Annotated in this window: 11 protein-coding genes; 4 read left to right on the plus strand and 7 right to left on the minus strand. The window is 67.1% G+C overall.

Annotated features, from left to right (window positions below; all coding sequences use genetic code 11):
- Nucleotides 1–104: 104 nt before the first annotated feature.
- Genes hpt through KF886_00190 form a run of 4 tightly spaced genes read right to left on the minus strand, consistent with a single transcriptional unit; the run spans nt 105 to nt 3,056 of the window.
- Nucleotides 105–629, minus strand: a complete 525-nt coding sequence (gene hpt / locus KF886_00175) for a hypoxanthine phosphoribosyltransferase (GenBank protein ID MBX3175751.1) — start codon at nt 627–629, stop codon at nt 105–107.
- Between the two features lie 3 nt (nt 630–632).
- On the minus strand, nt 633–1,994 hold the full coding sequence (gene tilS / locus KF886_00180; protein ID MBX3175752.1) for a tRNA lysidine(34) synthetase TilS: 1,362 nt from the start codon (nt 1,992–1,994) through the stop codon (nt 633–635).
- A gap of 34 nt (nt 1,995–2,028) precedes the next feature.
- Entirely contained in the window at nt 2,029–2,703 is a 675-nt protein-coding gene (locus KF886_00185) for a hypothetical protein (protein ID MBX3175753.1), read from the minus strand.
- Nucleotides 2,704–2,741: 38 nt separating this feature from the next.
- A complete protein-coding gene (locus tag KF886_00190) occupies nt 2,742–3,056 on the minus strand; it encodes an MTH1187 family thiamine-binding protein (protein MBX3175754.1) in 315 nt (104 codons plus the stop codon).
- 231 nt (nt 3,057–3,287) lie between these two features.
- On the opposite strand from KF886_00190, the gene KF886_00195 reads away from it, so the two are divergent.
- The 3 genes from KF886_00195 to KF886_00205 all read left to right on the plus strand — a co-directional run bounded on the left by KF886_00195 (nt 3,288) and on the right by KF886_00205 (nt 7,400).
- Nucleotides 3,288–4,697, plus strand: a complete 1,410-nt coding sequence (locus KF886_00195) for a hypothetical protein (GenBank protein ID MBX3175755.1) — start codon at nt 3,288–3,290, stop codon at nt 4,695–4,697.
- 409 nt (nt 4,698–5,106) lie between these two features.
- On the plus strand, nt 5,107–5,781 hold the full coding sequence (locus tag KF886_00200; GenBank protein ID MBX3175756.1) for a response regulator transcription factor: 675 nt from the start codon (nt 5,107–5,109) through the stop codon (nt 5,779–5,781).
- Nucleotides 5,782–5,783: 2 nt separating this feature from the next.
- Nucleotides 5,784–7,400: a HAMP domain-containing protein gene (locus KF886_00205; protein ID MBX3175757.1), complete on the plus strand. Its 1,617-nt coding sequence runs from the start codon at nt 5,784–5,786 to the stop codon at nt 7,398–7,400.
- Here KF886_00205 and KF886_00210 read toward each other — a convergent pair.
- From KF886_00210 to KF886_00220, 3 genes are all read right to left on the minus strand, one after another.
- On the minus strand, nt 7,393–8,286 hold the full coding sequence (locus tag KF886_00210; GenBank protein ID MBX3175758.1) for a carbohydrate kinase: 894 nt from the start codon (nt 8,284–8,286) through the stop codon (nt 7,393–7,395). The genes KF886_00205 and KF886_00210 overlap by 8 nt on opposite strands.
- Before the next feature lie 63 nt (nt 8,287–8,349).
- Entirely contained in the window at nt 8,350–9,957 is a 1,608-nt protein-coding gene (locus tag KF886_00215; protein MBX3175759.1) for a sulfatase, read from the minus strand.
- Nucleotides 9,958–10,177: 220 nt separating this feature from the next.
- On the minus strand, nt 10,178–11,158 hold the full coding sequence (locus KF886_00220) for an ABC transporter permease (protein ID MBX3175760.1): 981 nt from the start codon (nt 11,156–11,158) through the stop codon (nt 10,178–10,180).
- A 310-nt stretch (nt 11,159–11,468) separates the two neighbouring features.
- Here KF886_00220 and KF886_00225 point away from each other — a divergent pair, with 310 nt between their 5' ends.
- Nucleotides 11,469–14,609 (plus strand): hypothetical protein, encoded by a 3,141-nt coding sequence (locus tag KF886_00225; GenBank protein ID MBX3175761.1) that lies wholly within the window; start codon nt 11,469–11,471, stop codon nt 14,607–14,609.
- Nucleotides 14,610–14,645: the final 36 nt, after the last annotated feature.

Raw genomic sequence — 14,645 nt, forward strand, 5'->3', positions numbered from 1 at the left:
CGCCGCGAACACCGCGCGCGGGCTGTCGTTTTTGTCGCGCCGCCGAGCCCGCTCGATTCTCGCTTTCGCGGCCTGCGGCTTCAAACGGCGGATGGGGGCTCCGGTCAGCTTTCGAGGGTGTAGATGGCGTCGAGTTCGCGGTAGCGCTCGTTGTAGTCGAGCCCGTAGCCGACGACGAAGTGATCGGGGATCACGAAGCCGGCCAGGTCCGCGTTGATGGCGCAGGTGCGCCGGGAGGGTTTGTCCAGGAGCGTGGCGAGGCACAGGGAGGCCGGGTGCTGCGCGCGGACGAAGTCGAGGATCGCGGTGGCGGTTTGTCCCGTGTCGAGGATGTCCTCCAGCACCAGCACATGCCGGTCGCGGAGGGGCTCCTCGGGCAGGTGCGAGAAGACCACCTCGCCGCGCGAGGCCGTGCCGTCGTAGCTCTTCGCGCGGATGTACTCCACCGTCAGCGGGGCTTGCATCGCGCGCAGGAGATCGGCGCTGAACGGGACCGCGCCCTTGAGCACCACGAGCGCGAGGGGCTCCCGGCCGGCGTAGCGCGCGTCCAGTTCCGCCGCCATGGCGCCGATGCGATCGCGGATTGCGGCGGCGTCGATGAGGGGATACTGGCTGAGGCGCAGGTGCATGAATCAGGTTACCGTGACTTCGAGCAGGCGCCGGGTGGCGGCGGTGACGGCCACATTGTGGCTGATGGTGTGCCCGGGAATCCAGACGATTTCGCCGTTACTCTCGAACAGGAGCTGGGCGTCGCGTTCCGGTTGGGTCAGTCCGAGGGTGTTGAAGACGTCCTTGAGCTTGCGGGATCCGGCCAGGCCCAGGGGCTGAAAGCGATCCCCGGGGCGGCGCGTCCGGATGATCAGCGCGTCCCCGAGCGCAGCCGCGTCGAAGACCTGTCGTCCGGGGTGGCAGTAGCGCGCGAGGGGCTCCGCCGGGCGCGCTTCGAGGATCCGCGCCTGGAAGCGGCGTCCGAGGCCGTCGGCGACGCCGGGCACAGGCAGGATGAGGCGTAGGGGGTCGCGGGCCTGTTGCGGGAGGGCCATCACGGCATGATCGGCGGCCAGGAAGAGCGAGCGATCGTGGCCCAGGTCGATCTGGATGCCGGCTGGCGCGCTCTGGAGCGCCTCCACCGCCTGCTGGACTCCCTCGAAGGAGGCGTCGCCGCCGATCTCTTGAATACAGGCCGCGATCAGCCGATATTGAAGGGCGGGGTCGGTGTCGCGGAAAGGGGCGCGCAGGAGGCGGCCCGTGGCGTCGAGGCACTGTTCCCGGGCCGCGTCGGTCAGGCGCTCCAGCAGGGCGTCGTCCTGGCGCTGGAGTTGGGCGAGGCGCTGGAGCGCTTCGGCGATGGCGGGGTTGTAGTCCCGGGCGAGCAGCGGCAGCAATTCGTGGCGGATGCGGTTGCGCGTGTACCGCGGATCGGTGTTGCTCGTGTCTTCGCGCCAGGGCAGGCCCTCGGCCCGGAGCCAGGCGAGGATGGTGTCGCGCGGGCATTCGAGCAGGGGGCGGATGAAGCGTACGCCATGCCGGTTGCGGGAGGGCGGAATGCCCGCGAGGCCGGACGGGCTCGCGCCGCGCAGCAATCGCATCAGCACGGTTTCGGCCTGGTCGTCCGCGTGGTGGCCCGTGGCCACGGCGGATAAACCGGCAGTGCGGGCGGCCTCCTCGAAGAAGCCGTAGCGCAGGTCGCGCGCGGCCATTTCGAAGCTGGCGCCCTGCGCGGCGGCGAGTTCGGCCACGGAGCGGGAATCGAAGTGAAAGGGGAGATCCAGCGACGCCGCGAGATCCCGAACGAAGGCCGCGTCCTCCGCGCTGGCGCCGCCGCGGGTCTGGTGGTCGAAATGGAGGACACCTCCGGCCCGGCCCGCGCGGTGCGTCAGGTGCAGCAGGGCTACGGAATCCGCGCCCCCGGAAACGGCCACCAGGGCGCGCTCCCCGGGGGCGAGCAGGGCGTCGAGCGCCTGCTGCGCGGTTTCGGGCAGGGGGTGCGACATACGTTTGGGCCTTCGCGCGGCGGTGCGGGCGGCGCTATTTCAGGGTGACGATCACGCGGTCGTCAACGACCCTGATCTCGTCGATCTTGCTGAAGAATTCCTGCATCTTGGGGTCGTTGGCCAGATCCTGCGCGAGATTCTGGGTGCGCAATTGGGCGATGAAATCCGCCGGCGCGTCCTGGTCCTTGAAGCGGAAGTCTTCCAGAAACACGAAGACTCGCCCGGAATTCGCCGATACGTTGAAGGTGCCCGAGCCGTTCAGGTAGCGCCCCTCGAAGAAGGAAAGCGGCATGATGCGGCTCAGTTCCAGGCTGACTTCGCCCCGGACCTCCCCGTTTGCGATGGTAATGTAGACGGATTCGCCCAGCGCCCGAATATTCTCATCCGAACGCAGGAGCACATTCAGATCGTCGCCGGTGAGGGAGAATTCCCGCTGTTCGCCGCCCTGCTCCAGCGCCGTCTTCAACGCCGCAACTTTTTGCGACGATTCGGCCTGCTCCGCCTCGTTCAGCGCGAGCGGCGGGAGCTCCCGCGGCGCCGTTTCCGTGGTGGCTTCGAGCATGCCGGTGGCCCCCCGGTAGAGGCCGTAGCCGACGAGCGCCGCGCCCACGACGCAGACGAGTGCGACGACCAGGCAGCCGATCAGGCAGCCGTTGACGCCGGAACGGGATTTGGGAAGCGGGGGTACGTGATCGAGATCGTGGGCCATGGTGGAACCTCCGGGCGCGGGCCGCCGGTTGCTGGGTGTCAGGTTGTGGTCACATCGCCCATCAGGGCCTTCACATGGGTCACCTTGTCGCGCATGGACTGGGGCTTGTCCACGCGGGTGCCCAGCTTGATCGTGGTGCTGATGCGCGGCGCGCCCATGGCGTGGATCTTCTCGTGGCAGGCCTTGATCGCCGCCATCACGTCGTCCCACTCGCCCTCGATGTTGGTGCCGAAGGCGTGCAGGTGGACCGCCAGGCCGGCGTCCCGCAGGATCTGCTGGCACGCCGCGATGTAGGGCGACAGGGACACCTCGGCGTTCATGGGGATAATGCAGAGATCGACGATGACTTTCATGTAAATCGGCCTTTCTTCCGTAAAACTGCCGGGCGTCTAGTTTCGATCATTCCGCCCCCGGGATACAATTCGGGCGCGCCGGGTATTCGATGTGGGGTGGTGAGGATGGCGCGGGTTCAATGTCGAGGCGTGGCCGGAAAAAGGCCATGTTCTTGGCATACAGCCTGGAATTTACCCGGCAACACGCGAATAATGGGCGTTGGCAGGTGTACCGGCAAGAGGAGAGCGAGCATGAACGGACGAAACCCCCTTACGGTGTTGATTCAATCTACGACAGCCTTCATCGCGATTGCGGTCCCGGCCATTCTACACGCTGAGACGGCATACAAACCTCGAACGCTCGCCGATTATCCGCCAGCGATCGTCGAATGGGTGGTTGCCGATTTCGAGGCGCGCCTGGAGGCGCTCCGCGCGGATGGCGCGCCGCGATCGGTGGCGGAACTTGCCAAATGGGGCGCGTGTCCAGACGCGGATACGGACGCATACCCGCTGTATGAGAAGGCGCTGCGGCAGACTCCGTACTCGGCGCAGCTGAGCGCGGTTGTCGCCGCGACCAGGCGACCGTGTTATCAGTATCCGGTTTCGGCGCGGGATCTTCGGGACGACGTCAGGAAGCAGTTTCTACCTGAACTCGACTATCTCGGGGAAATGCGAAATATGGCGCGAATGTTCTCCAGCGAAGCGGGGATGCTTGCTGCGTGGGGCGACACGGACGGCGCCGTGGACCTGCTCTGCGCTGGATTCAATTTTCTGGGACACCACGCCCGCGCGCCATTTGGGTTGATGCACCTGACCCGCTACGCCTGCCAATCCCTAATCGTAAACGCCGCGGAAGAAATCCTGAATCGCGTCAACCTTACGGGCGCCCAACTGGAGCGGCTGAACGCGGCCGTGGCCCGCGCGGAGAACCCCGACGCGCTTGCGCAAATCTGGCATTTCAACGTGGAAGCGGGTATTGACGCCAATCCCTTCTCGGCGATGCCCTCCGTACACGTCATTGACGCGGTATACCGTGCGGAGTTGCTCCTTCTGCGGGCGGGCATTGCCATAGAACGATTCCGGCTTGCGGAGGGTGAGGCGCCCGCGTCCCTGGCGGATTTGGTTCCCGCCTACCTTCCGAAATTGCCGCTGGATCCCATGAACGGCGCGCCGCTGCAATACACACGCGGCGAGGGCGAATTCGCGCTGTGCAGTGTTGGCGACACCGGCGCACTCTGCGCGGATCCACTGCAAGAATCTGACGTGCCGAACCAGCCAAAGCTTGTTGTTGCATATCAGAAGACGCCTGCCGCGTTTCACGAGATGGGCATTGCGCTTCCAACGCGGGAACCCCGGCGTCTTTCGCGGGCCGAAAAACGGGCCGTGGAGGTGGTAAGGGTTGAACTGGACTTCGGATCGCTCCATGTGGAGTCCGGCATAGCGCAGTTCTCGGCCGGTGCACTGAACGGTGGTGTCGCGGTTCTGCTGGTATCCGTGTCGGCGGCGCAGCCCGATCCCCGCGAACTGCCCCTGATGGCGGCGTTTTTTGTGAAGGATGGCTCGGCCAGGCGGGTAAATCGGGTCGCCGCCGAACTGGCGCCCCGGCTGGAGGGAGCCCCGGAACACATAACGTTTGATCGGGTGCGCGACGCGGCATATTGAGCGTCGGTTCCGCGATGGCGAGGGATTGAACCGCGCGTGCGGAGTACCTTCCCTGGAGGCGGGCGGCGCCTGCTCCAGGCACACGAATCCGCCTTTGGCGCCATCGCGTGGCACAGCGCGCGGGCCTGTGGTGCGCGTTTTGGGGCTGCTAATCGATCTCGTGAACGGGCCATACGCCATAGGATCCACCGTGAACTCAGAAAAGGGCGCGTGTTGGAGCGCCGGCATCTCTGCCGGCAGGGTCAGGGATTCGCCAAAGGCGAAATGCCGGTGCTCCAACACGCTCACCTTCGTAGATTCGATGCGTTATCAGGCGGCGCCCATCTTTCACAATACCGTCGGCCCTGTTCCGCATCGCCTTCGCGCCGCGCTCCCCGACTTGCGGTTCGCGCGTGGTATACTTCCGCGCATGAACGTGCTGCTGGTGGAAGACGAAAAGCGGATTGCCGGGTTTGTGAAGAAGGGCCTGGCGGAGCAGGGCTTTCAGGTGGACCATGTCGCGGATGGGGACGAGGCGCTGGAGCGGATGCTTTCGCGGCCCTACGACGCGATCGTGCTGGATATCATGCTGCCGGGCCGCGACGGGCTGAGCGTCTTGCGCCAGTTCCGGAAGAAGGGGCACGCGGCGCCCGTTATCCTGCTGACGGCGCGGTCGGCGCTGGATGAGCGGGTGGAGGGCTTGAACGCGGGGGCGGACGACTATCTCACGAAGCCGTTTTACGTGGAGGAGCTGGTGGCGCGGCTGCACGCGGTGATCCGGCGCGCGTCGGACGAACCGATGAGCCTGCTGCGGGCGGGGGAGGTTGCCGTGAACGTGCTGACGCGGGAGGTCACGGTCGGGGGCGAGCCGGTGAAGCTCACGGCGCGGGAGTTCGGCCTGCTGGAGTACATGATGCGAAACCCCGGGCGCGTCTACACGCGGACGCAGCTGCTGGAGCATGTCTGGGGCTACGATTTCGACCCGAGCACGAACCTGGTGGACGTGCACATCCAGCGGTTGCGCAAGAAGGTCTCCCCGGACAAGGACAACCCCCTGATCGAGACGATTCGCGGCGTGGGCTACCGGGTGCGGAAGGGCGGCTGACGATGCGACCGCCCCTCCCGCGCACGTTTCGCATGCGCCTGCTGTTGCTTTCCACCCTGCTCTCGGGCGCGATCGTGCTGGGCTTCGGCTTTGCGGCCTGGCAGCTGCTGCACCGGCATTTCGGGCCGCAGCGGCTGGACGCGGAGTTGCGCGGCCTGGCGCGGGGCCAGCTCGCGCTGCCGCGGCGCCCGGGGGACTGGCCGGCGTTTGAGGAAGTGCTCGATTACTGGGCGGGCCTGGACACGTCGCGGGTCTTCGCGTTTGCCGCGCTCAACCGGGACGGGCGGGTTCGGTACCGCAGCCATGCGTGGCCCGAGGGAATGGCGCCGGGCGACCTGGTCGATGTGGCCGCGCTTCCCCTGCCCCCGCCGCCGCCGGACTGGGGCGAGGGGCCGGATCCGCGCGGTCCGCAGGACGGGCGTCCGCGCTTCGAGGACCGGCCGCGTCCGGAGGATCGCCCGCCGCCCGATCGCCGCCCGGAGATCGGCGGGGCGCCCGGCGGCGAGCCGCGCGGGAACGGGGAGGAACGGCGCAACTTTCGGCGGATGCGCGATCCGAACATCCGCCCGATAGAAGTGGCGATGCTGACCCGCCCGGTCGGGGGCGGGGCCTGGCGGATTGCGGTGATGGCGACGCCTGGCGAGGTGCTGTTGCTTGCCGCGGATCTGACGCCGTACCGCGCGGAGGCGGTGGCGCTGCGCAACGCCTTTCTGGCGGTGCTCGGGCTTACGCTGCTGGCGATCGGCGCGGGCGGGTGGTACCTGGCGGGGCGCGCGGTGCGCCCGGTGCAACGGCTGGCGGCGGCGGCGGAATCGATTACGGCGCAGGCGCTGGACCGGCGCATTCCGGCCTCGGGGTCCGCGACGGAATTCGAGCGGCTGGTGCAGGTGTTCAACCAGATGCTGGAGCGTTTGGAGCGGAGCTTCCGGCAGGCGAACCGGTTCAGCGCGGATGCGGCGCACGAACTGAAGACGCCGCTGACGATTCTTCAGGGGCAGTTGAACCAGGTCTTGCAGGAGGCGCCGCCGGGATCGCCGTTGCAGCAGCGCCTGGGGGAGTTGCTGGAGGAAGTGCAGCGCCTTTCCGTCATCATCCGGAAACTGCTCCTGCTTTCGCAGGCGGACGCGGGCGCGATTCCGCTGAACCGGACGCCGGTCGCGCTGGACGCGTTCCTGGCGTCGATCCGGGAGGACATCGAGGTGCTGGCGCCCGATCTGGCGGTGGAAGAGGACCTGGCCCCGGACATAACGGTGCAGGCGGATGCATCGCTGCTGCAGCAGGCGGTGCAGAATCTCACCAGCAACGCGATCAAGTACAACACACCGTGCGGGCGGATTCGGCTGGCGCTGCGGCGCGAGGCCGGTCGGGTGCGGGTGTCGGTGGCGAATACCAGCCCGGGCATCGCGGAGGCCGACCGGAAGCGGCTGTTCAACCGGTTTTTTCGCGCGGATCCGGCGCACTCGCGCGCGGTGGACGGCGTGGGGCTGGGCCTGAGCCTGGCGCGGGAAATAGCCCGGGCGCACGGGGGCGACCTGTGGCTGGCGGACGCGCCGCCGGGCTGGGTCCAATTCATCCTGGAAATCCCGGACGCGCCGCCGGCGGGCCGCGCGCCTACCTGACGCCGATCCCGGCCGGGTGCGGGGCCATGGCGCCCGGATGCGCGCAGACGTGTGCCGCCAGGCGATTCGCGCGCTCGCTGATGACGCCGAGGGGCCAGCCACGGAGCAGGCCCATGACGGCCATGGCCGTGAAGGAATCGCCCGCGCCCACGGTGTCGGCCAGCTTCTCCACCGGCGTCCCCGGGTGTTCTTCGAATTCGCCGGGCGCCGCCAGAATGCTCCCCTGGCCGCCCCGCGTGAGGACGATGAGATCGAGGGCGAAACGATCCATCATCGCGTTGAGCCGTTCCCGGGTTGAACCGGGAATGCGCAGGAGATCCGAGATGGCCGGCAATTCGTCCTCGTTGAGCTTGAGGACCTCCGCGCGGTCGAGCAAGGCGAGGATGACTTCTTCGCTGTAGTAGTGCTGCCGCAGGTTCACATCGAACACGCGGATACAGCCGGGGACCGCGGCGTCCAGCAGCCGGCGGATGGTCTCGCGGCTGTGCGGGTTGCGGGACGCGAGCGATCCAAAGCAGATCGCGTTGGCCCGGCGCGCCAGCGCCAGGGCGGCGTCGGTGAAGGGAATGTAGTCCCAGGCGACGCCCTCGTGAATGGTGTAGGCCGGCACGCCTGACCCGTCCACCGTAACCGTGACGGTACCCGTTGGGTGTGCGCGGTCCACGTGGATGTAGCTTGTGTCCAATCCCCGGGCATCCAGCGTGGCGAGGATCTCGCGGCCTTCGGGGTCGTCGCCGACCGCGCTTACGGTTACGCCGCGCGCGCCCAGGGCGGCGGCGTGGTAGGCGAAGTTCGCCGGCGCGCCGCCGAGTTGTTTTCCCTCGGGCAGGACGTCCCAGAGAATTTCGCCCAGACCGAGGACGAGAAAGGGTTCATTATTTGGCATGCCGTATCTCCCGGTTCGTGCGGGCCACGCGGGACCCGGAGGTGACCTGGTCGTTGCGCGCGGCTATTGGGGCGGCGCGGCGCCCGCGGCGGGGCCGGGCAGTTCCTCGGAGTCGCCGTAGTGGGCGCGCAGTTCGTCCAGGCGCGTGTGGAGCGCCTCGATCACCTCCGCATACTCCGGGTTGCCGTACTGGTTGTTCATTTCCGAGGGGTCAAGCTTCAGATCGTAGAACTCCCACTCGCCGAGCGTGTAGAAGTACATCAGCTTGTAACGATCCGTGCGTACGCCATAATGGCGGTACACGTTGTGGACCTTACCCTCGCCCTCGTAGTAGTGGTAGTAGATGGCGTCGCGCCAGTTTTCGGGGGTTTCGCCGCGCATCAGCGGCGTCAGGCTTCGGCCCTGCATGTCGGGCGGAAGCGGGGCGCCGGCCAGCTCCAGGAAGGTCTGGGCCATGTCCAGGTTCTGCACCATGGGATCGGTCTGGCTTCCGGCGGGTATGCCCGGGCCCATGGCGACCAGCGGCGTGCGCAGGGATTCCTCGTACATGAAACGCTTGTCGAACCAGCCGTGCTCCCCGAGGTAGAAGCTCTGATCGGAGGAATAAAACACGACGGTGTTCCTGTCGAGCCCCTTTTCCCTCAGGTAATCCAGCACCCGGCCGACATTGTCGTCCACGGAGCGCACGCAGCGCAGGTAGTCTTTCATGTAGCGCTGGTATTTCCAGCGGACGAGGTCCTTGCCGGTCAGGTTGGCGTCGAGAAAGGCCTGATTTTTCGGTCCGTATGCGGCGTTCCAGGCGGCAAGCTGCTTTTCGTCCATGCGGCCGAGGGTGCGGTTCCAGCGGCCCTTGGTTTCGGGGTTTTCCGCCGCGTCCTCCGGCCACACCTTCAGGTCCGAGTGGAGCGTCATGGTTTTCTCGATGCTCATGTCCTGGAGTTTGGCGGCCGATCCCCGGTTCTCGTAGTCGTCGAAGAGATTGTCCGGCTCGGGGATTTCCACGTCATCGAAGGTGTTGAGGTGGTCCGGGCCGGGTTCCCACTCGCGGTGCGGGGCCTTGTGCTGGAGCATCAGCATGAAGGGCTGGTTCGCGTCGCGCCCGTTCTCGAGCCAGTTCAGGGCCTTGTCGGTGATGATGTCCGTCACGTAGCCGTGCTCGCGGGTTTTTCCGTCCGGCGTAATGAAATCCGGATTGTAGTAGTGGCCCTGGCCCGGGAGCACCTCCCAGGCGTCGAAGCCCGTGGGGTCGGACTCGAGGTGCCACTTGCCGAAAAGGGCGGTCTGGTAGCCGTGTTGCTGGAGCAGCTTCGGAAAGGTCTGCTGCGATCCGTCGAATCTGTCGCCATTCTGCCGGAATCCATTCAGGTGGCTGTGTTTGCCGGTAAGGATAACCGCGCGGCAGGGGCCGCAGATCGAGTTGGTGACGAAGCTGTTGTTGAAGCGCACGCCGCCGTTGGCGATGCGGTCGATGTTCGGCGTGGGCGCGACATCGGCGAGGCGGCCTCCGTAGGCGCTGACGGCGTTCTGGGCGTGATCGTCACTGTAGATCCAGACCACATTGGGGCGCTGCGCGTCCTGCGCGCGCGCGTCCCGGCCCGCCAGGCCCGCGAGCGCCAGGGCGCCGGCTCCGGTGCGCCGCAGAAAGGCGCGTCGGTTGTAGGATGGCTGCATGGGATTGGTCCTCCTCGCTCGTTGAAGCACCATAATCGGCCATGGGCGCGGTCCGGGTCAAGAGTAGGCGGGTATGTCCGTTCTTCGGTTGCTTCGCAACCGAACCACAGCCGGGACGGCTGTGCCACGTTCTTTCCCCGGTCATATGGAAGACTTGGGCGCGTTTTTCCGCCCGATGCGCTCCCCGAGGAGTCGCCCGGCGAGGTGGCGGCGTCCGCCGCTACGTGGCGGCGGCGCGGGCGGAGATAATGGCGCGGCGCTTCGCGATGACGCGCTTGACGAGTTCGTCGGCCATGACGCCGGCAAGCAGGACGACGCCTATAATCGCGAATTCGAGCTGGGAGGGGAGCCCGAGGATGTTGATGGCGTTGTAGAGGACGCGGATGACGGCGGTGCCGATGACGACGCCGAGGATCGAGCCCTCGCCGCCGCGAAGGCTGCACCCGCCCAGGACGGCGGCGGCAATCGCGAAGAGCTCGTAGAATTCGCCCATGCCGGCGGGCTGGACGGTGTTGAGGTCGAGGGCGAAGACCATGCCGCTGAATCCGGCGAGGACCGAGCAGGCGACGTAGGCGCCGATGGTGACGCGCGCGGTGTTGATGCCGCTGAAGCGGGCGGCTTCCTCGTTGCGCCCGAGCGCGAGGAGGTAGCGTCCGTAGATCGTGAAATTGAGGAAGAAGCCCGCAATGAGGGCTACGACGATCAGCGAGATGAAGGGGACCGGGAGCGCGAAGCCGCCGATCGGGACCGACCCATTGGCCAGCAGGCCGAGCCCCGGGAAATTGGAGCCGAAGCCGACGCTCTGGTCGCCCGTGGCGTAGCGGGCGAAGCCGCGCAGGTAGAGCAGGCTGCACAGGGTCACCACGAAGGGCTGGAGCTTCATTCTGGTGATCAGGAGGCCGTGCGCGAGCCCGATGAGCGCGGAGCCCGCGAGCAGCCCGGGGACGACGATCCAGGGGGAGTAGCCCTTGCCGAGGAGCATGGCCAGGAGCGCGCCGGTAAGGCCGATCACGGAGCCGATGGAGAGATCGATGCCGCCGGTGATGATGACGAGCGCGGCCCCGACGCCGATCACGCCGAAGAGGCCGGTCCAGCGCACGGTGTTCTGCACGTTGTAGGCCGAGAGGAAATTGTCGCTGTTCATGGCGGTAAAGGCGCACACGGCGACCAGCAAAACAAAGATGCCCAGCGTTTTTTTCATCCGCGAATACTCACTCCAACCCCATGCTGTAACGTGAATGGCGCCCGCCCGGCGGGATCGCCCGCCCGAAATGGACCTCGGGCCACCCCCGCCAAAAGATACTGTATCCCGCGCCCCGAAACAAGCGCGCGGCCCGGCGGCAGGCCTGAACACAGTTGCGCAGCGGAAAAATCCCCATTGACAGCCAGCGCCGTTCGTGGTACGTTTCTGCGCCATCGCGCCGGCGATTGAGGAGATCCGCTGGCATACAAGGGGGGCGGCGATCAGGCAGGGTTCGGGTTCGAAACGGGTTCCGGAGTCGTCTTTTCGTATGTCTGCTCAAGTTATTTCTCTCTGTTTTGTGCGCTTCTTCCTCGTATCGCGGATTCGGGCCGCGGCGACGGCGCTGATCCTGGCCGCGCTCGCCAGTCCGCTGGCCGCGCCCGCCGTCGCGGAGGTTATATTCGAGTCCGGGACAATCGCCTTGGCGTCTGCGGGCACGCCCGGCTGCACCGACAGCGCACCTCCCTTCGGCGAAGAGGCGCTGGGTTACGAAGGTTCGGGCGAATGTTCGATCGATTTCGGGGGCGCCAGCGCCACCGCGCGCGCGACCAATACCTTCGCCATCATCGGCGGGCGGGACAATGTCACCGGTTTTGACGTGAACACGGCCGCGAATTTCAACCTGACCCGGTCCGATGACGCCCCCACGATCGATCCGCGCGCGTCGACCTCCATCTCCGCGCGCTTTACCGTGACGGAGACGATGATATTCGAGGTGACGGGCGACGCGACGGCCACCGCTGCGGATTCCCGCGCGAATCCCAGTGTTCGCCGGACGGATGCGTCCGTGAACATCTTCTTCCGGCCCGTGGGCGCCTCGGGCGGCCTGGGCGGTTCCGCCATCGGGGACGCCACCCAGCCGCCGCAGAACAACAACTTCGACCAGCAGGGCACGCTTCCTCCGGGTGAGTACGAACTGCTTTGCTTCGTGAACGTCAGCGCGAGTGCGTTTGGCGGCATCGGCATCCCGGGACGGACCATGGCGGCCGAAGCCACCGCCACGATGGAAATTCGCTTTATGCCGGTCCCGCCCACGGGCGGTTGCTGCATCGACGGCTTCTGCGACACCCTGACCGAGGCGGAGTGCCGGGATGCGGGCGGCGTCTATGCCGGCGACAACCAGGACTGCGTGGATTGCGTGGTAGAGGAATGCGATCTGCGCTGGATCGACGCGGCGGGCGGGAATCTGGGCACGGCGTCGAACTGGGATCCGGCGCAGGTTCCCCGGGACGACGGCGACGGCTGCAACAACCTCACCTTCAACCTGTCGGGCGAGTACTCCGTGAATTTTGAAACCCGCGCCGCAAACGCCCTGTTCCTGCGCGACGGCAACGTGGAGTTTTCCGGCACGCGACTGGCCCTCTCCGGCCGGCCCGGCGGCGGGGGCGGTGCGGGCCCCCTGCCGCCCGCCCTGGGCGTGGGCAACGGCGCCGTGCTGTTCCTGAGCGGCGGGGAGATTGCGCCCGACACCGCGATCATCGGGGATGTGGGCTCGGGCTCCTCAAGCCGCTTGACGGTCTCGGGCAATGGCGCGCGGCTCAACGTGGCGGATTCCCTGGTCGTCGGCGATGTGATGGATGGTACGCTCACCATCACCGACACCGGGCGCGTGGACAGCGGCGACGCCATTGTAGGCCGCGGTGTAGTCGCGAGCAGCGCGGGATCGGATGTACTGATCAACAGCGGCGGCGAATGGACCCACGCCGATCTCACGGTCGGCCTCTTCGCTCCCGGTTTCGTTACCGTCCGTGGCGGCGGCGCCATGGTGTCCAACACGGCCACCATCGGCGCGAACGCGGATACCCAGGGGGACGTGCTGGTGACGGGGGCGGATTCGGGGTGGCGCGTGACCGGGCTCGCCACGATTGGCGGGGAAGGCACGGGCGCGCTGAACATTGAGGAACTTGGCCTGGTTACCGCCGACGCCCTGGTGGTCGGCACGGGCGACGGCGAGTCCGGCGGCATCATCGTTCGCGGGGCGGCCGCCATACTCGAGCGCTCCACCCTCGAAGTCGAAACGGGGGACCTGGTGTTGGGCGACGGCGGCACGGGAACGCTCGCGCTTCTCGAAGGCGGGACCCTGCGCGCCGCGGGCGACTTCATTGTGGGCGCCAGTGGCCTGCTGGCTTCCTTCCTCGTGGACGGCGCACAGAACGATGTGACTTCGGGCATGGCAATCGCCGGTCACCTGCGCCTGGGTACGGGCGCGGCAGTCTCACAGGGCGTCTTCGAGAATGGCGGCGCCGGCGCCGCGGGCACGGCCACGATCGGCGACGGTGGGCAGGGTCAACTATTCATCAGCAATCTGGGCCGATTCGTGGTCATGGCCAACGAGGAAGAGACGCATTTCGGCGATCTGGTGATTGGGGACGGCAGCCAGGGCAGCGTCACGGTCGAATCGGACGGCGAATTGGAGGCGGGCAGCATTACCGTAAGCCAGGGCGGCGGCGGCGTGGGTTCGCTCACCGTGCGCAACGCCACCGTCGCCTCCACCCGGATCGGGATTACCATCGGCCAGGGCGGCGACTCGGCCATCATGACCGTCGAAGGCGCGGGCAGCGTTCAGAGCGCCACCGGCTTCTTCATCGGCGCGAGCGGCGGCGCGGCCAGCGTGACGTTGGCGGGCGACGCTTCCGACGCTCCCGCGCAGATTAACGTTACCGGACTTCTGGGAATCGGCCTGGCGGCAACCGAATCCTCCCTGACCCTGACCCGCAACGCGGCGGTCACCGCGGGCGAGATTATCGTGGGCGGCAACGCGCCGGGCCTCCTGGCCATCCTGGAGAACTCCGTGGTGACGTCTCCCACGACGACCGTGCGGGCGGAAGGCTTGCTTATCGGCGATGTGAACACGCCGGAGAAGCAGGCCGGTGGCGCGGATGCGCCCAATCTCGAGGGCGACCTCATCGTGGAGGAAGGGGGCCGTGTTCGCGTCAGCGCGGGTGCGACACCCGCCCTTCGCGTCAGCGGCAACGCCACACTCAACGGCACACTCGAAGTTGAGTTCTCGGACGAAGCCGGCCTCGCGGCGGGCAACACGCTCAGTCTGCTCCGCGTGGACGGCGAAACAACAGGCGAATTCACCGAAGTGACGTTCCCCACCCGCAGCGCGGATTTTGACGGCGACCTCTCACTGGTGGACGGCGAACTGGTGCTCGCGGTCAATAACCCCGGCACGCCGCTCGGCGGTGAGGGCGAAGGTGAGGGCGAAGGTGAGGGCGAAGGTGAAGGTGAGGGCGAAGGCGAGGGCGAAGGCGAAGGCGAAGGCGAGCCGCAGCCGTTCAATTGCAGCCTCTCGAAATCCGCGTTGGCCGAGGGCCTGCACCGCGTCTTCGGCGATTTGTTCCTGCTTGGCGCCGCGCTGGCCGGACTCGCCTGCTTCCGGTTCCGGAACGGGGAGGGGATGTAAGCTGAGATAGCCCCGCGCTCTCGGTGAGCCGGGGCA

The sequence above is a fragment of the Candidatus Hydrogenedentota bacterium genome (assembly GCA_019637335.1).
Taxonomy (GTDB): Bacteria; Hydrogenedentota; Hydrogenedentia; order Hydrogenedentales; family JAEUWI01; genus JAEUWI01.